The sequence below is a fragment of the Streptomyces marincola genome, assembly GCF_020410765.1.
Taxonomy (GTDB): Bacteria; Actinomycetota; Actinomycetes; order Streptomycetales; family Streptomycetaceae; genus Streptomyces; species Streptomyces marincola.
Genome location: NZ_CP084541.1, coordinates 5271686 through 5292722, shown reverse-complemented (window position 1 = coordinate 5292722; position 21037 = coordinate 5271686). Strand labels below are relative to the sequence as shown.

The following is a 21037-nucleotide window of genomic DNA, read 5'->3' as shown; positions in this document are numbered from 1 at the left end:
GTCGCCGGTCAGGAGGGGCGGACGGTCAGGTCGGTGATGTCGTTGCCGCGCGGCAGGTCGAGGGCGGTGAGCACGGTGGTCGCCACCGCGTCGGGCGCGAGCCACCGTTCCGGGTCGTAGGTCTTGCCCTCCTGCCGGTGGACCTTCTCCTGCATCGGCGTGGCGGTGCGCCCGGGGTGGACGGTGGTCACGCGCACCCCTGCCTTGGCCTCCTCGCCGCGCAGCGCGTCCGCCAGCGCCCTGAGCCCGTGCTTGCTCGCCGCGTAGGCGCCCCACTGCGGGTAGGCGTGCAGCCCGGCGCCGGAGTTGATGAAGACGACGTGGCCGCGCGCGGCGCGCAGCTGGGGCAGGAGCAGCCGGGTCAGCTCCGCGGGGGCCACGAGGTTGGTCGCGAGCGTGGCCAGCCAGATCTTCGGGGTCAGCTCCCCGACGCCGCCGAGGTCGACGACGCCCGCGCTGTGCACGAGCGAGTCGATGCGGTCGGGCGGCGACTGGTGGCCCAGCGCCCAGGACAGGCGCTCGGGCTCGCCCAGGTCCCCCACCAGCGTTCGCGCGCCGGGGAACTGCTTTTCGAGCTCCCGCGCGCGTGCCGCGTCGCGCGCCCACAGCCACACCTCGTCGCCGCGCTCCGCGAGCCGGCGCGCGACCGCCGCGCCAATACCCGAGCCCGCACCTGTGATCACATGTGTTGCCATACGACCATGGTCTCCCACACCCGGGAACGAAGGAGATCTCCCCGTGCGCATCGCAGTGAGTCAACTGGCGTCCGGCGTCTCGCCGGAGGAGAACCTGGCGGCCGTCGCCGAGCAGACGGCGCGGGCGGCGGCGGAAGGCGCCGACGTGGTGGTGTTCCCCGAGGCGGCGATGGCGAGGTTCGGCATCCCGCTGGGGCCGCTGGCCGAGCCGCTCGACGGTCCCTGGGCGACGCGGGTGCGCGCCGCCGCCGAGGCCGCCGGGGTGCTGGTGGTGGCCGGGATGTTCACGCCGTCGGGCGACGGGCGGGTGCGCAACACGCTGCTGATCACCGGCCGGGGCGTGGACACGCACTACGACAAGCTGCACGTGTTCGACGCGTTCGGCTTCACCGAGTCGGCGACCGTCGCGCCGGGCGACCGCGCGGTGACGGCCGCGCTCGACGGCGTGGTGCTCGGCTTCGCGACGTGCTACGACGTGCGGTTCCCCGGCCTGTTCACGCGCCTCGCGGACGAGGGGGCACGGGTGGTGCTGCTGCCCGCGTCCTGGGGCTCGGGCCCGGGCAAGGCGGAGCAGTGGGAACTCCTCGTCAGGGCCAGGGCCCTGGACAGCACGTGCTGGGTGGTCGCGGCGGGGCAGGCGGACCCGGCGACCGTGGGCGAGGTGCCCGCGACGACCGCGCCCACGGGGATCGGGCACAGCATGGTGGTGTCCCCGTTCGGCGAGGTGCGCGGGCGCCTGGGCGCCGAACCCGGCCTGCTTCTGGTCGACGTGGACCCGGCCGAGGCCGACGAGGTGCGGCGCACGCTGCCGGTGCTCGCCAACCGCAGGCGCGACGTCGTGTGAGCCGGCGCGGGCCCACCGCGCCGGCGCGCGGGCGAGCGGCGCGCCGGGCGGCGTGACAACGCGCCGCGTGCCCGAGGAACGCGCCGCACACGCGCCGAACGCACCGGCGTGAACGGCGCCGGAGCGGGCGCGGTCAGCCCACGGGCGCGCCCGCGCGCTCCGTCGCGGCGATGGTCGCGGAGCCCACGACGCGCGTTCCGTCGTAGAGCACGATCGCCTGGCCGGGCGCGACCCCGCGCACCGGCTCGGCGAAGGCGACCCGCAGCGTGTCGCCCTCCGGCTCCGCCGTGACCGGCGTCTCGCCGCCGTGCGCGCGCAACTGCGCGGTGTAGCGTCCTGGCCCGGTCGGCGCCGCGCCGCACCAGCGCGGCCTGATGGCGGTCAGGGCCACGACGTCGAGTGCCTCGGCGGGGCCGACGGTCACGGTGTTGGCGACGGGCGAGATGTCCAGCACGTAGCGCGGCTTGCCGTCCGGGGCCGGGTGGCCGATGCGCAGGCCGCGCCGCTGCCCGATGGTGAAGCCGTGCGCACCGCTGTGGGTGCCGACCTTCCGGCCCTCCTCGTCGAGGATGTCGCCCTCGGCCGAGCCGAGGTGCCCGGCGAGGAAGCCCTGGGTGTCGCCGTCGGCGATGAAGCAGATGTCGTGGCTGTCGGGCTTGCGCGCCACGGCCAGGCCGCGCCGTTCCGCCTCGGCCCGGATCTCCTCCTTGGTGGCCCGCGTGTCGCCGAGCGGGAACATCGCGTGCGCCAGCTGCCGTTCGTCCAGGACGCCGAGCACGTAGCTCTGGTCCTTGCCCAGGTCGGCGGAGCGGTGCAGCTCCCGGTGCCCCTCCGGCGTGCGCACGACGGTCGCGTAGTGGCCGGTGCAGACGGCGTCGAAGCCCAGCGCGAGCGCCTTGTCGAGGAGCGCGGCGAACTTGATCTTCTCGTTGCAGCGCAGGCACGGGTTGGGGGTGCGGCCCTCGCGGTACTCGGCGATGAAGTCCTCGACGACGTCCTGGCGGAAGCGTTCGGCCAGGTCCCACACATAGAACGGGATGCCGATCACGTCGGCCGCGCGGCGGGCGTCGCGCGAGTCCTCGACGGTGCAGCAGCCGCGCGCTCCGGTGCGGAACGATTGGGGATTCGCCGAGAGGGCGAGGTGGACGCCGGTCACCTCGTGGCCGGCGTCGACGGCGCGGGCGGCGGCGACGGCGGAGTCCACGCCGCCCGACATCGCGGCCAGCACGCGCAGGCGGCGCCCGGGTCCGCCGGCGGGGCCGGAGGGGGAGCCGGGGAGGGAGTCAGTCATCACTCCACCAGGGTAGTCCCAGGGCGGCGCGTGGCGCGCGGGCCCCGCGCGCCTGGCGGGCTACGTGAGCCCGGCCGTCCTGGCCCGCAGGACCGCGGGGCCGATCGCCTCGGCGACGGCCGCCACGTCCGCCCGGGTCGAGGTGTGCCCGAGGGTGAAGCGGAGCGTGCCCCGGGCGAGTTCGCGGTCCGCGCCGGTGGCCAGCAGCACGTGGCTCGGCTGGGCCACGCCCGCGGTGCACGCCGAGCCGGTGGAGCACTCGATGCCCTGGGCGTCGAGCAGCAGCAGCAGGGAGTCGCCCTCGCAGCCGGGGAACGCGAAGTGGGCGTTCCCCGGCAGCCGCCCGGCCGGGTCGGGGTCGCCGCCGAGCACGGCGTCGGGCACGGCCGCGCGCACCGCGGCGATCAGCTCGTCGCGCAGCGCGGCGATGCGGGCGGCGCTGTCCGCGCGGCGCTGCGCGGCCAGCTCCGCGGCGACGGCGAAGGCGGCGACGGCCGGGACGTCGAGCGTTCCGGAACGGATCTCGCGCTCCTGGCCGCCGCCGTGCAGCACGGGCGTCGGGGTCACGTCCCGGCCGAGCAGCAGGGCGCCGATGCCGTAGGGGCCGCCGATCTTGTGGGCGGAGACGGAGAGCGCGGCCAGGCCCGAGGCGCCGAAGTCGACGTCGAGCTGCCCGACGGCCTGCACCGCGTCCGCGTGCATCGGGATGCCGAACTCCGCGCAGACGGCGGCGAGCGCGGCGACCGGGAGCACGGTGCCGATCTCGTTGTTCGCCCACATCACGGTGACCAGGGCGACGTCGTCGGGGTCGCGTTCGATCGCCTCGCGCAGCGCGTCGGGGGCGACGCGGCCGTACGCGTCGACGGGCAGCCACTCGACGCGGGCGCCCTCGTGGTCGGCGAGCCACTGCACCACGTCGAGCACGGCGTGGTGCTCCACCGGGCTGGACAGGACGCGCGTGCGGCGCGGGTCGGCGGCCCTGCGGGCCCAGAAGAGTCCCTTGACGGCCAGGTTGTCGGCCTCGGTGCCGCCCGAGGTGAACACGACCTCGCTGGGGCGCGCGCCCAGCGCGGCGGCCAGCACCTCGCGCCCCTCCTCGACCGTGCGCCTGGCCCGCCGCCCCGAGCCGTGCAGTGCGGACGCGTTCCCCGTGGCGGCGAGGTGGGTGGTCATCGCCGCGATGGCCTCGGGGAGCATGGGAGTGGTGGCGGCGTGGTCGAGATAGGGCATGGTGAGCCGATTCTACGAGCCGGTCAGGAACCGGTGATGGGCGCTCGCGCGTTCGGTCGGGGACCGGAGGAGTTGGGTGATGGGTGAGCATTCCGCAACGGGCGGCCCTCGGGGGCCGGGGCGGCGGCTGCTGCTCGCGGGTGGTGCGGCCGGTGCGCTGGGCGTGGGCGCGTACGCGACGCGGGACACGCTCGCGCGGTGGTGGTGGCGGTACTCGGGGTCCGAGACGCCGCGCGAGGAGGGTGAGGTCGATCACACAGGGGCGGAGTGGATACCGGCCTCCCCGGCGAACTACCGGCGCGCCAGCCGGCCGAGGGACTACACCATCGACCGGGTGGTGATCCACATGCCGGAGGCCACGTACCCGATCACGCTGCGGGTCTTCCAGGACGCGGGGCACGGGGCGGCGACGCACTACGTGGTGCGCTCCTCCGACGGGCACGTGGCGCAGCTGGCCAGGGAACTGGACGTGGCCTACCACGCCGGGCACCGCGGCTTCAACGAGCGCAGCATCGGCATCGAGCACGAGGGGTGGGCGGACCGGCCCGAGTTCCTGACGGACGCGATGTACGAGTCGTCGGCGCTGCTGGTCGCCGGGATCTGCGGCCGGTACGGCATCCCCGTGGACCGCGAGCACATCGTGGGGCACAACGAGGTGCCGGACGTGGTGCGGGTGTGCCCGGGGCCGCACTGGGACTGGGAGCGCTACCTGGAGCTGGTGCGGCGGGCCGCGGGCGCCGCGTGACGGCGGGGCGCGCCCCGCTCCGGCCGGGTCCGCCCGTCCGGAGCGGGGTCGCGGGAGTCCTCACGCGCCGCGCGGGGTCCAGTCGGCGGCGTGGCCGAGGCGGTCGGTGACGCGCTCGCGGATGTCGCCGATGGACATGCCGGGCCCGCGGGGGTCCACCTTGCCCGGCTGCCACTCGCAGTGGCCGATCACGGACGTCCCGCCGTTCTTGCCCCAGCCGTGCGCGCGGCACAGGGCGGCGCAGGCCCTGACCACCGCCTCGATCTGCTCCTCGGGCCAGGCGTCGTCGCCGTCGCCGAGGTTGACGCACTCGAAGCCGTAGAAGTGGGGGTTGCCGTCGGTGTCCGCGTTCCTGTCCTTCGGGAGGGAGCGTTCGGCGATGACGGCGTCGAGGACCGCGCCGTCGCCCGGTCCCGCGTGGTTGGCGCGCCCGTGGCCGACGAGGTGGACCGTGCCGCTCTTGTCGATGACGCCGTGGCACAGCGGCCCCGGCAGGTCGGAGCGCCCCTTGTAGCACAGGTCGACCGAGCTGTCCGTGCCCGAGGTCGCGGTGTGGTGGATCATCACGCCGTGCACCGGGCCCCAGGCGCCGGCTCCGTCGCGGTTGTTGTCGCGCCAGTCGCGGTGCTCGACGACGTCGAGCCCCTCGTCCTTGAGCGCCTTCAGCAGTGCGTTCGCGGAAAGTGGTGTAGCCATATACGACTTGTACGATGAGTCCGAACTGAGACACAAGTGCCTCGGGCGCGCCGTGCCCCCCGCAGCGGCCCCCGGCGCGACTTTTGCGGCCCAACGCCCCACACAACGCGCGTAGTTGACGGTTTCGCCGGGAACCTGATGAATCTTCCCGCCCGAGCGACCGCTTTCAACAATTAAGATTCCTTCATCCTGCTTTCATGAAGGCCACCACCGTCCGGCCGCAGCCTTGTCCGCATGGCTTTCTCGCACCGCATGGCAGCACTCGCCGCCGTCGTCCTGATACCCGTGGGCATCGCCGGGACGAGTTACCTGCTCAGCGACGACCCGGCACCGCCCGCGGTCCCCTCGGACGTGGAGCTTGAGGAACCGTCGCCGCCCAGCACGCCGCCTCGCGAAGAGGTGGCGCCCCGGCCCGACCCGACCGAGGGACCCATCGATGAGAACCACCCGCAGAATCCGGATTCCGCGACGGGCGGCGGGCAGCACGGCGGCGACGACGACTTCGACGACGACGGCCCGGACGACGACGGTCCTGATGACGACGACGGCGAGGGAGGGGACGACCTCGACGACTGACCGCGGCGCGACGGCCGCGGACGGCGCCCGGGCGCCGTCCCGCGTCTCCGCCCGGTTCCGCATCCTGCTGTGGCTCGTGGTCGTCATGGCCGTCGCGCTGGCCGCCGTCGTGGTCACCACCCGGTCGATCCTGCTGCGCGACGTCGAGGAACGCACCTCGCAGATACTGAGCCAGGAGAGCTCCGAGTTCCGCAACTTCGTGGCCCGTGGCCGCGACCCGGAGACCGGGGAACGCTTCTCCGACGCGCGCCGGCTGCTCAATGTCTACCTGGAGCGCCAGTATCCGGAACCCGCCGAGGAGCTGCTCGGTTACATAGTGGAGTCGCCGTCGCCCATCGTCATCAGGCAGCAGCGCGACATCCCCTCCCGGCTGCCGCTGCACCGCGACGCGGGCTCGCTGGAGCGGATCGCCGCCGCCCCCGAGCGCGCCGGCACGCTCGACCGCGCGGAAGGCGAGGTCAGGTGGGCGAAGGTCCCCATCATGCCGAACGGCGACGACCCGCAGGCCATGTTCGTCGTCGCCTTCCACGCCGACCGGGCGCAGTCCTCGGCGCACAACGTGGTCGGCATCCTGCTCGCCATCTCCGGCGTCGCGCTGCTGCTGACCTGCGCGGTCGGGTGGGCGGTCGCGGGCAGCATCCTGGCTCCGGTCCGCCTGGTGCGCGCCACCGCGGCCCAGCTGACCGAGCAGGACCTCACCCGGCGCATCCCGATCAGGGGCCGCGACGACATCTCGGCCCTCGCGGAGACGTTCAACGCGATGCTCGACCGGCTGGAGCGGGCGTTCGGGGCGCAACGGCGCTTCGTGGACGACGCGGGCCACGAGCTGCGCACCCCCATCACCATCGTCCGCGGCCACCTTGAGCTGATGAGCGAGGGCGAGGGCCCCGAGGCCGTCGCGGAACGGCGGGAGACGATACGGCTGGTCACCGACGAACTCGACCGCATGAGCCGCATCGTCGAGGACCTGCTGCTGCTCGCCAAGGCGGAGCGGCCCGACTTCGTGCAGCCGGCGCCCGTTCAGCTGGCGGAGCTGACCGCAGACGTGTTCGTCAAGGCGCGGGCGCTGGGCGACCGGCGCTGGGAGCTGCCCGAGGTGGCCGAGTGCGAGGCCGAGCTCGACGCGCAGCGCATCACCCAGGCCATGGTGCAGCTGGCGCAGAACGCCGTCGAGCACACCAGGCCGGGCCAGGCCGTGCGCATCGGCTCCCGGGTCGCCGAGGGCCGGGTGGAACTGTACGTCGCCGACTCGGGACCCGGGGTGCGCCCGGACGAGGCCGACGTGATCTTCGAACGCTTCCGCCGCGGCGACGCGCGCCGCGGCGGCAGGACCGGCGGGAGCAGCGGCGCCGGACTCGGCCTCTCCATCGTCAAGGCCATAGCCGAGGGCCACCACGGCCGCGTGGATCTGCGCCCCACCTCCGGCGGGGGCGCCACCTTCGTACTCGTACTGGAGACCCCATGAACCGCATCCTCATCGCCGAGGACGAGGAGCGCATCGCCTCCTTCGTCGAGAAGGGCCTGCGGGCCAACGGCTTCACCACCACCGTGGCCGCCGACGGCGACGCGGCGCTCGACTACGTCCACACCGGCGGCTACGACCTGGTGCTGCTCGACATCGGCCTGCCGGGCCGGGACGGCTTCACGGTGCTGCGCGAGATGCGCGAGGCGCGCGTCAGCGTGCCCGTCATCGTCCTCACCGCGCGGGACTCGGTGCGCGACACCGTCGCGGGACTCGAAGGCGGCGCGGACGACTGGATGACCAAGCCGTTCCGCTTCGAGGAACTGCTCGCCCGCGTGCGGCTGCGCCTGCGCACCGCGGCGCGCGCGCCCGAGGTCACGGTGCTGCGCAGCGGCGACCTGAGCCTCGACCTGCGCACGCGCCGGGCGCGCGCCGGCGAGGATCTGGTGGATCTGACGGCGCGCGAGTTCGTCCTGCTCGAACTGTTCCTGCGCCACCCGGGACAGGTGCTGTCCCGTGAGCAGATCCTCTCCCACGTCTGGGGGTACGACTTCGACCCCGGTTCGAACATCGTGGACGTGTACGTGCGCGCCCTGCGCAAGAAGCTGGGCGCCCGCCGCGTCGAGACCGTGCGCGGCATGGGGTACCGGCTGCCGCAGTGAGACCGGCTCCCTCCATGAAGCCTCCCTCATAATCGGTTCATCGAACGCTCACCCGACGTTCGGACACTGGCTGGGTGACACTCACCCTCCGTCAGACCGTCGCGTTGTGCGTGACGCTGAGCTTCTGCGGGCTGCTGCTCGTTCCGCGCAACTTCCCGGAACTGTCCGGCGACGCACGCGTGACCCTCATCGTCTTCGCCCTCGCGACCTGTGCGTGGATCGCCTCGCCGATCGACGACACCTACGTGGCGCTCGGCGCCGGTCTCGCGTTGACGGTGACCGGTGTCACCAGCGCGGACGCCCTGTTCGGCACCCTGGGCGACGCGACGATATGGCTGCTGATCTGCGCTTTCGTGCTGGCCGCCGCGGTCGGGGCGAGCGGCCTCGCGGGCCGGGCCGCCGTGTTCCTGGTCAGCGGCGCGCGAACGGTGCGGCAGCTGGTGCACCTGACGACGGCCGCCCTGGTCGTCTCGGCCTTCGCGGTGCCCGCCACCTCGGGCCGCGCGGCGCTCGCGCTCCCGGTGTTCCTGGCCCTGGCCAAAGCCCTGGCCGACCGCAAACGGCTGGTCGTGGCCATGGCCCTGCTCTTCCCCACCGTCATCCTGCTCTCCGCGGTCGCCACGCTCATCGGCGCCGGCGCCCACCTGATCACCGTGTCCGTGCTGTGGGAGACCACGGGGGAACGCGTCGGGTTCCACGACTGGCTGCTGCTCGGCCTGCCGCTCGCCGTGGTGTCCTCGCACCTGGCCGCCGAGGCCGTGCTGCTCACCACCACCCGCAGGGCCGACCGGCGCGGCCCAGTCCACGTCGACGCCGAGGAGATCCAGCGGCACTCCGACCGGCCCGTGACCGGCCGGCTCTCGCAGACCGAGATGCGCGTGGCCGCGCTGCTGGCGACCGTGGTCGCCCTGTGGTGCAGTGAACCGCTGCACGGCGCGTCCCCCGCCGTCGTCGCCCTGATCGGCGCCGTGGTCGTCACCGCCCCCGCGGTGGGCACGATACGGCTCAAGGACGCGCTGGCCACGGTGCCGTGGTCGCTCCTGCTGTTCATGGCCGCGACCATGGCGATGGGGGTGGCGCTCGCCGACTCGGGCGCCGCCGCCTGGCTCATCTCCGGGCTGCCGCAGGACGCCGTGCCCGCGTGGGCGTTCCTCGGCGTCGTCGTCGCCGTCAGCACCGCGGCCCACCTGGTGCTCCAGTCCCGCTCCGCGCGCTCCAGCGTACTGGTGCCGCTCGTGGTGGCCGCCGCCCTGGCCACCGGGGTCGACCCGGTCGCCGCCGCGCTGGCCTCGACTGCGGCGGCCGGCTTCTGCCACACGCTGCCCGCCTCCGCCAAACCGGTCGCCCTGTTCGCCGACGTGCCGGGCACGCCGACGTACACCCCGGGTGACCTGCTGCGCCTGTCCGCGGTGCTCGCGCCGCTGACGGCCGCTCTCGTCCTGCTGTTCGCCCTGGCCGTCTGGCCGGTCTTCGGCGTCACCCCCTGAGGAGTAGCCCGTGATCCCCCCTTACCGTTTCGCCGTGGCGCCGAGCGGCCTCAAGGAGTCGCTGTCCGCGTCGGCCGCCGCCGACGCCATCGCCGAGGGGCTGCTGCGCGCCGCGCCGGGCGCCGAGATCGACCTGCTGCCGCTCGTGGACGGCGGCGAGGGAACCGCCGAGGCCCTGGCGGCCGCGTCGGGCGGCCGGCTCGTGCCGCGCGTGGCGACCGGGCCCGTCGGCGTGCCGGTCGCCAGCCACTTCGCCCTGCTGGACGGAACGGCCGTGGTCGAGATGGCCGCGGTCGCGGGCCTCTCCCTGGTGCCCCGGGAGCAGCGGGACCCCGGCGCGACCACGACCTACGGCGTCGGTGAACTCATCGCCGCCGCGCTCGACACGGGCGTGCGGCGCATCCTCATCGGCTGCGGCGACTCCGGCACCTCCGACGGCGGCGCGGGCGCGCTCCAGGCGCTCGGCGCGCGGCTGCTCGACGCGCAGGGGCGTGAACTGCCGCGCGGCGGGAGCGCGTTGCGGCGCCTGCACCGCATCGACGCCCGGGGGCTCGACCCCCGGCTGGCCGAGGCCGAGATCCTGGTCGCGTGCAACCCGTTCAACGTGCTGTGCGGCCCGCGCGGCGTCGCCCGCGTCTTCGGGCCGCAGAAGGGCGCGGGCCCCGCCCTGGTCGAGCAGTTGTCCGAGGCCCTCGACCACTGGGCCGACGTCCTCGCGCGCGACCTGGGGCCCGTGGGCATCGACCTGCGCACGGGCGCGGGGACCGGCGCGTCCGGCGGGCTGGGCGCCGGCCTGGCCGCCGTGGGCGCCCGCCTGCTGCCGCGTTTCGACGTCCTGCTCGACCACGTCGACCTCGACGCGCGCCTGGCCCGCGCGGACCTCGTGGTCACGGCGGAGGGAGCGCTCGACCGGCAGTCCTCGCGGGGGAAGATCCCCGGTGAGGTGGCCCGCCGCGCGAAGGCCCTGGGCACACCGGTGCTCGCCCTGGCCGGAACCATCGGCGAGGGCGTCCACGAGGCGCGGCTGATCGGCGTGGACGCGTGGAGCGGCATCCTGCCCGCGCCGGTCGCGCTGCCGGAAGCCCTCGCGCGCGGCGGCGAGTTCCTGGCCGACGCGGCGGAACGGGCCCTGCGCATGGTGCTGCTCGGCAGCCGCCTGGCCCGCGCCGCGGGCCCCGCCCCCTCGCCCGCGCACCCCTGAGGCACGGGCGGGACCAGCGGGGCCGCCGGGGCCGCGACCGGGCGCACGGCGGCTCGGGACGGCGCGCGGGCGCGGGACGGTCGGGACGGCTCGGGACGGCGCGCGGGCGCGGGAGGCTCGGGGGTGGCGCGCGGGCGCTACTCCCAGATGTCGGGACCGCCCCCGCGCCACTCGAACAGCTCGGGGTCGCGCAGGTCCACGTCCTCCGGGTCGAGCCCGGCGCGGCGCAGGAATTCGAGCAGTTCGCCCAGTGACCTGGCCCGGCCGAGGATCTCGCCGTTCGCGCGCACCCGGCGGCCCCCGCCTCCGGTGAGGGGGTAGACGATGATGCGCACCCTGGTCATGCGCCCAGCGTGCACCCCCGCGCGCGCCCGCGCAGCCCCGACGACGCAGCCGAGTGGGGGCGCGAGGCGGCTCAGGGCCTCCTGGGGCCCTGTCGCCGAGCACGGTCCTGGGCGGCCCGGGGCCAGACCGGGCTCAGTTCCACGTCTGCGCCGAGCAGCGTGGCCAGGCGTTCGGCCATCGGGCCGTTCCAGTACACGACGCACGGGGACTGCGGAACGCGGAACGCCGGCAACCCCGCCGGCAGCGCCTCGGGCCGGAACGCGGCCCGGTGGATCACGCGCGGCTGCTCCCGCGACAGCAGGGACGCCGACACGTCGAGGCAGTCCGCCACCCGGTCCACGACATACAGCACGTACCCCTCGGCGTCCGTGCCGTTGATCACCACCGGCCTGAGGCTGCCGGCGGCCAGCAGGTCCTCGCCCACCGCGTCCGCCACCCGAGGCCCGAGCACCGGGGCGCCGGGGTCCCCCGAGGGGAACGCGGACGGGCGCGCCCCCGGGTCGCCCCGCCACTCGCCCTCGAAGACGGCGGGCAGCGGTCCCGCCTCGCGCCAGCCGTAGTACTGCCAGGTCATCAGGCGGTCGAGCGAGGGCCCGAGGGAGAGGTGCCGGGCGCCGGTCGGGCGCGGCAGCAGGCGGTACACCGCGGCAGGGGACACCCGTTCAGGCTACGCAGGCGCGTCCCCTGCGGCAGCCGTCCAGCCCGGACCGGCGCGCGCAGCTCGTCATCCTCTGCTGGTCCTGCCGCGGCGCGGATAGCCTGGCGCCATGGAACGAGACGCACCGGCGAGTGCCCGGCGATCCGCGCCACCGGCCGCCGACCTGCCCGTGCTCGCCCAGCTGCGCGGGCAGCTCGCGGGAACGCCCCGGCCGGGACAGCGCACCCACATGCGCTACCCGACGGCGCTCTCCCGGCTGCGCGGCTCCGAGACCGTCGACTCGGGGACCGCGTCGCCGCCCGACGGCACACCCGTGGCCACCGTCACCAGTGCGGTCATGACCCTGCGCGGCGACCGCGCCACCTGGCGGTGGCGGCCGGTACGGCGGAGGCGGGTGAGGCGTTGACCGCCTGGTGGGAGGCGCCGGCCGTCCTGGGCGCCGGCTTCTGGGCCGGGATGATCAACGTGGTGGTGGGCTCGGGCACGCTGGTGTCCTTCCCCGTCCTCCTCCTGTGCGGGTACTCGCCCCTGGTCGCCAACATCTCCAACACGATCGGTCTTGTCGGCGGCAGCCTCTCGGGCACCATCGGCTACCGGCGCGAACTGCGCGAGAGCCGCACGGCCGCCCGCGCCCTCCTGCCGGCGTCGATCGCGGGCGGCATCACCGGCGCGCTGCTGCTGCTCGCCCTGCCGTCCGAGGCGTTCGACACGATCGTGCCCGCCCTGATCGGCGCGGGACTGCTCATGGTCGTCGCCGGGCCCTTCGTGCAACGCGGGCAGGCGCGCCGCGCGGGCACCGCCGGTTGGGCCGAGGGGCTGTCCTCCCGCCGGCTGGCGGGCATCGCGGCCGGCGTGTTCCTGCTGGGCGTCTACGGCGGCTACTTCGGTGCCGCGCAGGGCATCCTGATCGTCGGCCTGCTCGGCCTCGTGACGACCGCGTCCGTGCAGTCGCTCAACGCGCTCAAGAACCTGCTGGTGATGACCGTCAACCTGATCGCCGCGATCGTCTTCATGATCGTGGCGTGGGACTCGATCGACTGGACGGCCGTGCTGCTCATCGCGGCCGGCGCCACGGCGGGCGGAGTCGTGGGCGCCCGCGTCGGCCGCCGGCTCCGGCCGGCCCTGCTGCGCGCCCTGATCGTGGTCATCGGGCTCGCGGCGATCGGCCACATGCTGTTCGTCCGCTGAGCGGCCGGGGGCGAAGGCTAGTCCACGACGCGGAGAACGCCTCCCTTACGGCCGATGTTGAAGGCGATGCGGTACACATCGGGCAGGTCGATGCGGCCGTCACGGCGTCGGCGCATCACGCCGAGACTCATCAGCTCCTCGATGAGGCTCTCCGGGTCCCCCGGGTACCGCGGTCCGGAGCGCACAACGGTCTCCTCGTCCTCGGTCCCGTACCGTTCCGCCTCCCGCCGCAGCTCGTCGGACAATTTGGCTTCCTGCCACAGTTCGAGGACCGCGCTCTGATCGATGGGCACCTGTTTGCCCACGAGTGGGCGGACGGCCAATTGGACCCAGGGCATGTCTTCACCGACCTCGCGCACCCGTGTCTCGGACGCCGTCTGCACACCTCGGCGAATGCCCTCGTGATGAATCGCGAACTCGTGGCCCGCATACTTGCCGCGCGTTTCCGCGACCGCCTTGTCCAAAGCGCTCAGGAAACTTCGCGGGCTTACTTGCTCCACGCCGTCCATCAGGTGGTTGGGCAGCCAGGTATAGGTGTTTCCCTTGCGGTAGTTGGCCCCCATGTACGGCCCGGCGATGCGCGTGAAATGTTCGCCCTGGAAACGCTCGTCGCCGCGCAGCAAGGCAGGCGGAGTGTACCGCTGCCCATCGATCTCCGTCTGCCAGTCACCGCTGATGCGACGAAACCGAGCCGCGTATTCGTTGTCCATGTTGCCGAGGTAGTGGAAAAGGAGACCGTACAGATTGGCGCGGGACCAGGTGAGGGCCGCCGCGTTGGCGGTCAGCTTCGAGGCGTCGGGGAAGTGGAGCAGCGCACCGTCGAACATGTCAGGGCGAATGAAGACCTTGCACCGGATGTTGCGTGTCCCCAGGCGCATCGCGAGGGCCAGTTCCAGGATGCCCCCGACGAGGCGATCGGCCTGGGAACGGACGCGGTGCAGGTGTTCCAGGGCGTCGAAGAGGACCAGATGGATGACGCCCTCCTCCTGTGCCTGCCGGTCGGCCCGCTGGATCGTGCGTTCCGCGGCACCGGGATTGGCGCGGACCCAGGCGGCACGGTCGTGCCATTCCCTGTCCCGGAGTTCGGGCTGACCGAGAGCCGAGAGCAGCACGGCGTGCCACAGGTCGTAGGGCCTTACCCCCTCCTCCGTCAATTGCCGGAGGACGCCGGGCCCCGGGTACAACTCGGGCTGGATCGACGCCCCGTAGCCTTGGTGGACGATGAGACGGCGCAATCGCTCGATGCCGTATTCCTCGGCTGCGACGCGGCGCAAGGTGTCGTCGAGAAGCGAGCGGTACCAAAAGGTCTTGCCGACCCCTCGCCCACCGCGCACCACGGTGCTGTCCACGTACAGCGCCGCGCGGTGGCTGTCCGGAGTGAACAGTGTGTGCAGATCGGGCAGGATGGTGTCGGCGTCCGTGGCTTGCGGCAGGGCTGCCGCGAAGAGCTCACGGTACTCCTCGGCCGTCAGTGCGGTGGTCATCGTTCTCCTCCGCCCTCGGGGATCGCAGTGATCAGACGGGTCGTCTTCGCAAGGAATTCCTGATAAGCCGCCTGCACAAAAGCGCGTTCCTGCCAGCCCGGCGCACCATCGGCATCCAGGCCGACAAGGCCGGGCTCGAAGAGAATAGGGATCGGGTAGTGCGGGGCCGAATCGTCCTCCGGCGTGGGGAAGAAGGCTCCGGGAATGAGCTCCCCCGTGTCCGGTTCGGGCGCATCATCATCGTAGAGAATGGAGAACGCTTCCCAGGAGTGTTCACGGAACGAGTCCAGATACGTTCTCAGTGGCTGTTGCGGAGAATCCGGCACCATGGAGGCCACCATGCGCAACTTCTCCCTGATCGCCCGGGCCTGTCCTGAAGCGTGCCAGGCCGCGAACAGATCCCCGTACCCACTCCATGTCTGCCGGTTGTCCGCGCCGAACAGCAGGGCGAGGTCGCACAGCCGGGAGATCGCGACGGCGGCGATGTCGTGGATTCCTGCCCTGCTGTCCAGGAGGACCACGTCCGGTCTGCGCCCGCTCTCACCGTCACGCTCGACAGCGCGCTCGCACGCGCGCACGGAGTTCTCCAGCCGATCGCCGAAATGCGCACCCGGAGTATCGGCGTAGACCCTGTTGAGCTTGTCCACATAGGAGTACGGGACGCCCTCGGCACGCTGGCGGCCCCTCGCGGGAGCCACCCAGATCTCGCCCCGGCCGGAGGCCGGGGTGTAGCCGGTCATCGCCACCAGGTCCAGACCGTCCGCGTTGTCGACGGCGGATTCGACGAGATGATCGACAAGGCCATGGAAGGGCATGTGGGCTTCCCCCGCGAGGAGCGGGCCCACACCCGGCGATTCGAGGTCGAGGTCCACGACGAGGACGATGTGCCCCTGGTCGGCGAGGTGGCGAGCGAGAACGGCGGTGGCTGTCGTGCGCCCCACACCGCCCTTGAAACCGTAGAGAGCGGTGCGGTGCGTCAGTGAGCCGTCGGCGCTGGGAGCGGGCGCGGAGACCCGCGCCCAATCCTCCCCGACCACGGTGTTGTCCAGAAGTCGGACGCTTCCCACGCCACCGCGTGGCCGTGGGACCGGGTCGGGGAAGGCCCGAGCGGAACGCAGCAAGTCCTCCGCCGAGAAGAGGCCGGAGGCGAGAACTACTGGCCGGTCGCCGACGTACTGCCGAAGTTCCTCGGCCAGGTGACGCCCCCATGCGTCCTCCCGGCCGACAGGAACCGCCCGTTCGCGATCGTCGATGAGAAGGGTGAACCGGCCCGTCACATCGCGCACGAGCAGCACGTCCAGTCCCTCCGCCGCCACCTCGCGTGCGACGGCCATGGCTCGGGGGCGGGCGTCATCGAAGCGAACGGGGTCGGAGCTGAGGGTCACGGAGACCTTCCGGTGATCAGGGCGTGTTCATGCACGGAGATGATCTCTCCGGCTACGGTACGCCGACGCGCCACATCCTGTACCACCACGTCGGAAGCGTCGAGGTAGCGATCGTGGACCGACCAGGAGTCGAACGCGGAGAGCTGTCCGAGCGCGGCGCCGAGACGGGTCGCCGACCTGCCATGGGTCAGGAGTGACACATCGGTCGCGACCCACGGAAGATGGCTGTAGGTATGCACTTTTCCTGTGACCGGGTCCTGCGCCCAGGGCATCGTCGCGGGCTTCGCGCTGGCCTGCCTGGGACGCATGCTGACGGCTGTGAACCTGATGAGCAGGCTCTTCAAGGCGCACTCGACGGCTATGCCGAAGTGGTGGTCGGCATTCGCCAGACGTCCGTCCTGGTGGAGATAGAGGGCGTCCCGGTAGTGCCGCTCGGCGGCGCGGGCAAAGTGGTGCTCCGGTGGCTTCCCCGACATGACGGGGATCTTAGAGGGGTGATCGGTTCGACCGCCCGGCCGGAAGGCGGCTCGTCCGCCCGTTCGATGAGTCTTCCGGGAGTTCCGTACCCACGGCGGCCGTACGCACGCGCGCGCGGGCCCCGGCCGCCCCCTCCGGGAGGGGCGGGCCGGGGCCTGCCGCTTTCCGGAATCCTTCCGGTCGGGCGGCGAATTCCGGCGTTCTTCCGTCGCGTTCCGGGTAAACGACGGCACGCCACGTCACGTGGCGTGACGGCTGTCTTCCCAGGCCGGACAGTGTTTCAGGGCTCTGACCTCAGCCCTCGTTCTCGGCCTGGAACATCCAGTGGTGCTTCTCCAGGTCCTTGGTGATCTGGATCAGCACGTCCTCGCTCACCGAGTCGACCGGGCCGACCTCGTCCAGGCGTTCCCGCATCCGGACGATGACCGCGCCGAGCGCGTCGACCAGGGTGCGGACGGCGTCGGTGTCCTTCTGCCAGCCCTCGGGCACCGCGCCGATGCCGGTGCCGGAGGCGACCGTGGCCGCGCGGCCGTCGGGCGAGAGGCCGAGGGCCGCCGCGCGCTCGGCCACCGTGTCGGAGTGCGAGCGCGCGATGTCCACGACCTCGTCGAGCTGGAGGTGGACCGAGCGGAACCTGGGACCGAGAACGTTCCAGTGGGTCTGCTTGGCGATCAGGGAGAGGTCGATCAAGTCCACCAGCGCGCCCTGAAGCGCCTCCCCCACCGTCTTCAGCGTGGCGTCCGGCAGCGTGCTCTTGATGGCGTACATGCAGCGTCCCCTCTCGGAGCTTCTCGGGGCTGTAGGACTTTCGGGTACCCAGGGTGCCCGGCCGAAACCCCCCGGCCTCCGGTGTCCGCCGGGCCGCCGACCCCGGCCGCGGGCCACGCGGCGTGACGTCAGTAGGGCCGCGGGTAGCCGTAGCCGTGCGGCCGGGGCCCGTCCTGGCCGGGCCCGTCACCGCGGGCCGGCGCGTCGCGGTCGTAGAACGGCCGCGCGTTGGCCCGCAGCCACATCGCGACCGGGTCGAACGCGTCCGCCATCGCCACCGTGCCGACCGGCAGCCCGTCCGGCACCGCCGCCACGGCCTGCCGCATCATGTCCCGCACCGTTTCGGCCGTGCGCTCCCCCGCGTCGTCCACGTCCAGGCCGATCACCAGGTACGCGGGCCCGACCGCCGGGCGCACCCAGGCGCGGCGCAGGCTGCGCAGCACCGGCGTGCGCCGGGCGTGCGCCGTGAGCCGCGCGTAGAACGCGTCCGCGCGGACGCTGGGCTCGCTGATCCGCAGCGGTCCCGCGGGCAGCCGGTCGAGGCCGCCTGCGACCCGGCGCAGGTCGAGCCAGGGGATGCCGAGGCCGCCGCCCGGGGCGTGCGGATTGAGCCACAGGCCCCAGTGCTCCGGGTACAGGGCGGCGGCGATGTCCCGGCCGCCGACCACCTCGTGCGCGCGCGTCCAGCCGCTCGCCGCCAGCTCGCGGCCGGACGTCACGCACGGCGCGTAGCCGTGCCCCGCCACCTCGACGCTGCCGTACTGCGCCCCGGGCTCCCCCGGCCGCCCGTGCCACAGGAGCATCAGCACCTCGCTCGCGGCGAGGGCGGCGAGCAGCCGCTCGTAGACGTCCGGGCGGTCGGGTGTGATCCGGGGCAGGAGTTCCTCGACGCCCTCTTCCGCACTCATGTGGCCCGGACCTCCTCGCGCCTCGAAGAGCACTGTGCCCGGTTGGTGCCCGCCACATGCCGGTCGCCGCCCACTTCGCGCCCCCGCCGTCCCGCCGGGACCGCGCGGGAGCACGGCGAACGAGGCGGACAAGACGAACGAGGCGCCTACGCGTCGCGGCTGTAGAACGGCTGCACGCATTCGCGCAGCCAGTCCACCACCGGGTCCTCGGCCGCGTCGAGCATGACGAGTTGCACCGGCCAGACGATCGGGCGCACCGCGAGCGCACGCCCCAGCGCGTCGCCCGCGGCCACGCGCCCCTCGTCGTCCGGCAGGTCGAGTTCGACGCCGACGAACAGACTCGGGGCGCCGCCCTCGGCGCTGGCCAGGCCGCGGCGCGCGGTCCTGACGTTCGGCAGCCGGGACAGCTCGGCAGCCGCCGCGTTCAGGAAGTCGACCGGGTCGTCCTGCCAGTCCGGCTGGAACAGGCGCATGCGCGCGCCGGAGGGCACGCCCGGCGTGCGCCGGCCCGGGTTGGCGCGGCACAGCTCGGCGACCGCCGCCGGCGGCACCGGGACCCCGACGGTGCCGCCGGGGTTGAGCGCGATCCCGACCTGCGGCGGAAGGCCGCGGGCGAACTGCCACATGGGAGCCACGCTGAACGCCATGTGCGAGGCCCCGCCGCGGTGCAGCTGCTCCGCGGAGCTGAACACCGGGACGTACACGCCGCCGTTGAGGTCGATGGTGGGCAGATCGAGCGTGCGGCTCTCCGGGCCACCGCCCTCGGGCAGCGGAATCCACACCGCGCTGCGCGCGAGCGTCTCCAGCAGGCGCGGCGCCGCGTCGTTCACGCCGAGCGCGCCGGCGAGCGTCTCCTCCAGCTCGTTGCTCGGCCAGCCACCGCCGTACCCGGGGCCCTGCCGGGAACCACTCATCTCGTTCGACCACCATCTCATCGCGTCCGGAATCGGCAGCCCAGACCCTAGTACGAGGCGCCCTGGGGGCGGCCCGCGGCGGCTGTCCGTGCGATGATGTGCGGGCACGGGAGCCGCGTCGCGGTGCCCGCGCCCGACAACCGCATACCGGCCGTTCGACCACGCGCGGGAGAGTCCCCGGTCGCCGGGGCGCCGAAGGAGCAAGTCCTCCCTTGAATCTCTCAGGCCCCGTACCGCGCGCGGGATGGCGAATCTGAAAAGCGGGCCCGCCCAGGCGCGGCCCCACCCACGGTGCAAGCCGCGCCCGAGCCCGGGTCGTGGCGAACCTCTCAGGTGCCGATGACAGATGGGGAGGGCCCGAAGGCCGCCCTGCCCACGTGCCCCTGTCGTCAATCCCTGGAGTTCCCATGACGGACCCCGCTCCCCGGACGACCGCGCTCGACGCCGTCCACCGCGCCCTCGGCGCCACCCTCACCGACTTCGCGGGCTGGTCCATGCCGCTGCGCTACGGCAGCGAGCGGGCCGAGCACACGGCGGTGCGCGAGGCGGCCGGGCTGTTCGACCTGTCGCACATGGGCGAGCTGACCGTGATGGGCGCGGAGGCGGGCGCGTTCCTCGACCACGCGCTGGTCGGCCGCCTCGGCACGCTCGCCGTCGGCCGCGCCCGGTACACGATGATCTGCGACGCGGCCGGCGGCATCCTCGACGACCTGATCGTCTACCGGCTCGCGGACGACACGTTCCTCGTCGTCGCGAACGCCGCCAACACCCCGACCGTCCTCGACGCGCTGCGCGCACGGCTCGGCGGTCCCGCGCCGGCCGGCGGCGCGTTCGACGCCGAGGTGCGCGACGACCGGGACGCCTACGCGCTGATCGCCGTGCAGGGCCCGGCCTCCCCCGCGGTCCTCGGCCGGCTCACCGACGCCGACCTGGCCGGCCTGAAGTACTACGCGGGCCTGCCCGGCACCGTCGCCGGCCGCCCGGCGCTGATCGCGCGCACCGGGTACACCGGCGAGGACGGCTTCGAGCTGTTCTGCGCCCCCGCGGACGCCGAGGCGCTGTGGCACGCGCTGACGGAGGCGGGGCGGGAGGACGGGCTCGTGCCCTGCGGCCTCGCCTGCCGCGACACGCTCCGCCTCGAAGCGGGCATGCCGCTGTACGGGAACGAACTGTCCACCTCGACCACGCCGTTCGACGCCGGCCTCGGCCGCGTGGTGAAGTTCGACAAGCCCGGCGACTTCGTCGGCCGGGACGCCCTGGCCGCCGCGGCCGAACGGGCGGAAGCCGAGGCGCCGCGCGTCCTGGTCGGCCTGACCGGGCGCGGGCGGCGCGTGCCGCGCGCCGGATACCCGGTCGTGGACGCCTCGGGGACGCCCATCGGCCTGGTCACCTCGGGCGCGCCCTCGCCCACCCTGGGCCGGCCGATCGCCATGGCGTACGTCGACCCGGCGTCCGCCGCGCCGGGTACCGAGGGCGTCGCCGTCGACATCCGCGGCGCGCACGAGCCGCACGACGTCGTCGCGCTGCCGTTCTACCGTCGTCAGAAGTGACCGCGGCCACCCGGCCCGCACCCCCATGAACGGTCGCCGCCCCGCGCGACCGGCACCCCGCACCGACGAACCCCAGGAGAGCCACCATGAGCACCCCCGAGCACCTGCGCTACACCAAGGAGCACGAGTGGCTGACCGTCGCCGAGAACGGCGTGGCCACGGTCGGCATCACCGCCTACGCGGCCACCGCGCTCGGTGACGTCGTGTACGTCCAGCTCCCCGAGACCGGCGCGGCCGTCACCGCCGGGGAACCGTGCGGCGAGCTGGAGTCGACCAAGTCCGTCAGCGACCTGTACGCGCCGGTGTCCGGCGAGGTCACGGAGGTCAACCAGGAGGTCGTGGACGACCCCGCCCTGGTGAACTCGGCGCCCTTCGCCGACGGCTGGCTGTTCCGCGTGCGCGTGGACGCCGCGGGCGAGCCGGACGACCTGATGTCGGCGGCCGAGTACACCGCGTTCACCAGCGAGTGAG

22 protein-coding genes, 1 pseudogene and 1 riboswitch are annotated in these 21037 nt (G+C 73.6%); of the genes and pseudogenes, 11 read left to right on the top strand and 12 right to left on the bottom strand.

Annotated features, from left to right (window positions below; genetic code table 11):
- Positions 1 to 8: 8 nt before the first annotated feature.
- On the bottom strand, positions 9 to 695 hold the full coding sequence (locus tag LC193_RS23390; RefSeq protein WP_226077201.1) for an SDR family oxidoreductase: 687 nt from the start codon (positions 693 to 695) through the stop codon (positions 9 to 11).
- Between the two features lie 43 nt (positions 696 to 738).
- On the opposite strand from LC193_RS23390, the gene LC193_RS23385 reads away from it, so the two are divergent.
- Positions 739 to 1539 (top strand): carbon-nitrogen hydrolase family protein, encoded by an 801-nt coding sequence (locus LC193_RS23385; protein WP_226077199.1) that lies wholly within the window; start codon positions 739 to 741, stop codon positions 1537 to 1539.
- 133 nt (positions 1540 to 1672) lie between these two features.
- On the opposite strand, the gene mnmA is transcribed toward LC193_RS23385, so the two are convergent.
- Together mnmA and LC193_RS23375 are read right to left on the bottom strand one after the other, a co-directional pair.
- The gene (gene mnmA, locus LC193_RS23380; RefSeq protein ID WP_226077197.1) at positions 1673 to 2830 is read right to left on the bottom strand and encodes a tRNA 2-thiouridine(34) synthase MnmA; all 1158 of its coding nucleotides are present in this window, start codon (positions 2828 to 2830) and stop codon (positions 1673 to 1675) included.
- A gap of 60 nt (positions 2831 to 2890) precedes the next feature.
- Entirely contained in the window at positions 2891 to 4060 is a 1170-nt protein-coding gene (locus tag LC193_RS23375) for a cysteine desulfurase family protein (RefSeq protein WP_226077195.1), read from the bottom strand.
- A gap of 79 nt (positions 4061 to 4139) precedes the next feature.
- On the opposite strand from LC193_RS23375, the gene LC193_RS23370 reads away from it, so the two are divergent.
- Positions 4140 to 4805 carry an N-acetylmuramoyl-L-alanine amidase gene (locus LC193_RS23370; RefSeq protein ID WP_226077193.1) on the top strand — a complete coding sequence of 222 codons (666 nt, stop codon included), beginning with the start codon at positions 4140 to 4142 and terminating at the stop codon, positions 4803 to 4805.
- Between the two features lie 81 nt (positions 4806 to 4886).
- On the opposite strand, the pseudogene LC193_RS23365 reads toward LC193_RS23370, so the two are convergent.
- Positions 4887 to 5501, bottom strand: a pseudogene (locus LC193_RS23365) (N-acetylmuramoyl-L-alanine amidase); the annotation flags it as partial.
- 234 nt (positions 5502 to 5735) lie between these two features.
- On the opposite strand from LC193_RS23365, the gene LC193_RS23360 reads away from it, so the two are divergent.
- The 5 genes from LC193_RS23360 (at position 5736) to LC193_RS23340 (ending at position 10889) form a co-directional block, all read left to right on the top strand.
- A complete protein-coding gene (locus LC193_RS23360; RefSeq protein WP_226077191.1) occupies positions 5736 to 6077 on the top strand; it encodes a small secreted hydrophilic protein in 342 nt (113 codons plus the stop codon).
- The gene (locus tag LC193_RS23355; protein WP_226077189.1) at positions 6037 to 7542 is read left to right on the top strand and encodes a sensor histidine kinase; all 1506 of its coding nucleotides are present in this window, start codon (positions 6037 to 6039) and stop codon (positions 7540 to 7542) included. Before LC193_RS23360 ends, LC193_RS23355 begins: the two co-directional genes overlap by 41 nt.
- Positions 7539 to 8201, top strand: a complete 663-nt coding sequence (locus LC193_RS23350) for a response regulator transcription factor (protein ID WP_226077187.1) — start codon at positions 7539 to 7541, stop codon at positions 8199 to 8201. The genes LC193_RS23355 and LC193_RS23350 overlap by 4 nt, the downstream gene beginning before the upstream one ends.
- 74 nt (positions 8202 to 8275) lie before the next feature.
- The gene (locus tag LC193_RS23345) at positions 8276 to 9688 is read left to right on the top strand and encodes an SLC13 family permease (protein WP_226077185.1); all 1413 of its coding nucleotides are present in this window, start codon (positions 8276 to 8278) and stop codon (positions 9686 to 9688) included.
- 13 nt (positions 9689 to 9701) lie between these two features.
- On the top strand, positions 9702 to 10889 hold the full coding sequence (locus tag LC193_RS23340; RefSeq protein ID WP_226078859.1) for a glycerate kinase family protein: 1188 nt from the start codon (positions 9702 to 9704) through the stop codon (positions 10887 to 10889).
- A gap of 137 nt (positions 10890 to 11026) precedes the next feature.
- Here the strand turns inward: LC193_RS23340 and LC193_RS23335 are convergent, their stop codons facing one another.
- Positions 11027 to 11233, bottom strand: a complete 207-nt coding sequence (locus LC193_RS23335; protein ID WP_226077184.1) for a hypothetical protein — start codon at positions 11231 to 11233, stop codon at positions 11027 to 11029.
- A gap of 71 nt (positions 11234 to 11304) precedes the next feature.
- Positions 11305 to 11892 carry a hypothetical protein gene (locus LC193_RS23330; protein WP_226077182.1) on the bottom strand — a complete coding sequence of 196 codons (588 nt, stop codon included), beginning with the start codon at positions 11890 to 11892 and terminating at the stop codon, positions 11305 to 11307.
- 109 nt (positions 11893 to 12001) lie between these two features.
- Between LC193_RS23330 and LC193_RS23325 the strand changes: the two genes are divergently transcribed.
- Positions 12002 to 12298 (top strand): hypothetical protein, encoded by a 297-nt coding sequence (locus LC193_RS23325; RefSeq protein ID WP_226077180.1) that lies wholly within the window; start codon positions 12002 to 12004, stop codon positions 12296 to 12298.
- Entirely contained in the window at positions 12295 to 13080 is a 786-nt protein-coding gene (locus LC193_RS23320; protein WP_226077178.1) for a sulfite exporter TauE/SafE family protein, read from the top strand. The genes LC193_RS23325 and LC193_RS23320 overlap by 4 nt, the downstream gene beginning before the upstream one ends.
- 17 nt (positions 13081 to 13097) lie before the next feature.
- Here LC193_RS23320 and LC193_RS23315 read toward each other — a convergent pair whose 3' ends face one another.
- The 6 genes from LC193_RS23315 to LC193_RS23290 form a co-directional block, all read right to left on the bottom strand.
- On the bottom strand, positions 13098 to 14564 hold the full coding sequence (locus tag LC193_RS23315; protein ID WP_226077175.1) for a hypothetical protein: 1467 nt from the start codon (positions 14562 to 14564) through the stop codon (positions 13098 to 13100).
- On the bottom strand, positions 14561 to 15949 hold the full coding sequence (locus LC193_RS23310; protein ID WP_226077173.1) for a KGGVGR-motif variant AAA ATPase: 1389 nt from the start codon (positions 15947 to 15949) through the stop codon (positions 14561 to 14563). Before LC193_RS23310 ends, LC193_RS23315 begins: the two co-directional genes overlap by 4 nt.
- Positions 15946 to 16425, bottom strand: coding sequence for a HEPN domain-containing protein (locus LC193_RS23305; protein ID WP_226077171.1), 480 nt, complete (start codon positions 16423 to 16425; stop codon positions 15946 to 15948). Before LC193_RS23305 ends, LC193_RS23310 begins: the two co-directional genes overlap by 4 nt.
- Before the next feature lie 295 nt (positions 16426 to 16720).
- Positions 16721 to 17194 (bottom strand): Dps family protein, encoded by a 474-nt coding sequence (locus LC193_RS23300; RefSeq protein ID WP_226077169.1) that lies wholly within the window; start codon positions 17192 to 17194, stop codon positions 16721 to 16723.
- A 128-nt stretch (positions 17195 to 17322) separates the two neighbouring features.
- Positions 17323 to 18102: an enhanced serine sensitivity protein SseB C-terminal domain-containing protein gene (locus LC193_RS23295; protein WP_226077167.1), complete on the bottom strand. Its 780-nt coding sequence runs from the start codon at positions 18100 to 18102 to the stop codon at positions 17323 to 17325.
- A 146-nt stretch (positions 18103 to 18248) separates the two neighbouring features.
- Complete coding sequence (locus tag LC193_RS23290) at positions 18249 to 19016, bottom strand: enhanced serine sensitivity protein SseB (protein ID WP_226077165.1); 768 nt, start codon at positions 19014 to 19016, stop codon at positions 18249 to 18251.
- A gap of 156 nt (positions 19017 to 19172) precedes the next feature.
- A riboswitch (glycine riboswitch) is annotated at positions 19173 to 19262 on the top strand.
- A gap of 161 nt (positions 19263 to 19423) precedes the next feature.
- Here LC193_RS23290 and gcvT point away from each other — a divergent pair.
- Together gcvT and gcvH are read left to right on the top strand one after the other, a co-directional pair.
- Positions 19424 to 20566, top strand: a complete 1143-nt coding sequence (gcvT, locus tag LC193_RS23285) for a glycine cleavage system aminomethyltransferase GcvT (protein ID WP_226077163.1) — start codon at positions 19424 to 19426, stop codon at positions 20564 to 20566.
- 86 nt (positions 20567 to 20652) lie between these two features.
- Positions 20653 to 21036 carry a glycine cleavage system protein GcvH gene (gene gcvH / locus LC193_RS23280; protein ID WP_226077161.1) on the top strand — a complete coding sequence of 128 codons (384 nt, stop codon included), beginning with the start codon at positions 20653 to 20655 and terminating at the stop codon, positions 21034 to 21036.
- The last annotated feature ends 1 nt before the right edge of the window (position 21037 follow it).

Excerpts from the sequence above, each read along its gene's own strand:
- LC193_RS23390 (WP_226077201.1), bottom strand. The coding sequence starts at position 695 with ATGGCAACACATGTGATCACAGGTGCGGGCTCGGGTATTGGCGCGGCG.
- mnmA (WP_226077197.1), bottom strand. The coding sequence starts at position 2,830 with ATGACTGACTCCCTCCCCGGCTCCCCCTCCGGCCCCGCCGGCGGACCC.
- LC193_RS23375 (WP_226077195.1), bottom strand. The coding sequence starts at position 4,060 with ATGCCCTATCTCGACCACGCCGCCACCACTCCCATGCTCCCCGAGGCC.
- LC193_RS23370 (WP_226077193.1), top strand. The coding sequence starts at position 4,140 with ATGGGTGAGCATTCCGCAACGGGCGGCCCTCGGGGGCCGGGGCGGCGG.
- LC193_RS23360 (WP_226077191.1), top strand. The coding sequence starts at position 5,736 with ATGGCTTTCTCGCACCGCATGGCAGCACTCGCCGCCGTCGTCCTGATA.
- LC193_RS23355 (WP_226077189.1), top strand. The coding sequence starts at position 6,037 with ATGACGACGACGGCGAGGGAGGGGACGACCTCGACGACTGACCGCGGC.
- LC193_RS23350 (WP_226077187.1), top strand. The coding sequence starts at position 7,539 with ATGAACCGCATCCTCATCGCCGAGGACGAGGAGCGCATCGCCTCCTTC.
- LC193_RS23335 (WP_226077184.1), bottom strand. The coding sequence starts at position 11,233 with ATGACCAGGGTGCGCATCATCGTCTACCCCCTCACCGGAGGCGGGGGC.
- LC193_RS23325 (WP_226077180.1), top strand. The coding sequence starts at position 12,002 with ATGGAACGAGACGCACCGGCGAGTGCCCGGCGATCCGCGCCACCGGCC.
- LC193_RS23315 (WP_226077175.1), bottom strand. The coding sequence starts at position 14,564 with ATGACCACCGCACTGACGGCCGAGGAGTACCGTGAGCTCTTCGCGGCA.
- LC193_RS23305 (WP_226077171.1), bottom strand. The coding sequence starts at position 16,425 with ATGTCGGGGAAGCCACCGGAGCACCACTTTGCCCGCGCCGCCGAGCGG.
- LC193_RS23300 (WP_226077169.1), bottom strand. The coding sequence starts at position 17,194 with ATGTACGCCATCAAGAGCACGCTGCCGGACGCCACGCTGAAGACGGTG.
- LC193_RS23295 (WP_226077167.1), bottom strand. The coding sequence starts at position 18,102 with ATGAGTGCGGAAGAGGGCGTCGAGGAACTCCTGCCCCGGATCACACCC.
- LC193_RS23290 (WP_226077165.1), bottom strand. The coding sequence starts at position 19,016 with ATGAGTGGTTCCCGGCAGGGCCCCGGGTACGGCGGTGGCTGGCCGAGC.
- gcvT (WP_226077163.1), top strand. The coding sequence starts at position 19,424 with ATGACGGACCCCGCTCCCCGGACGACCGCGCTCGACGCCGTCCACCGC.
- gcvH (WP_226077161.1), top strand. The coding sequence starts at position 20,653 with ATGAGCACCCCCGAGCACCTGCGCTACACCAAGGAGCACGAGTGGCTG.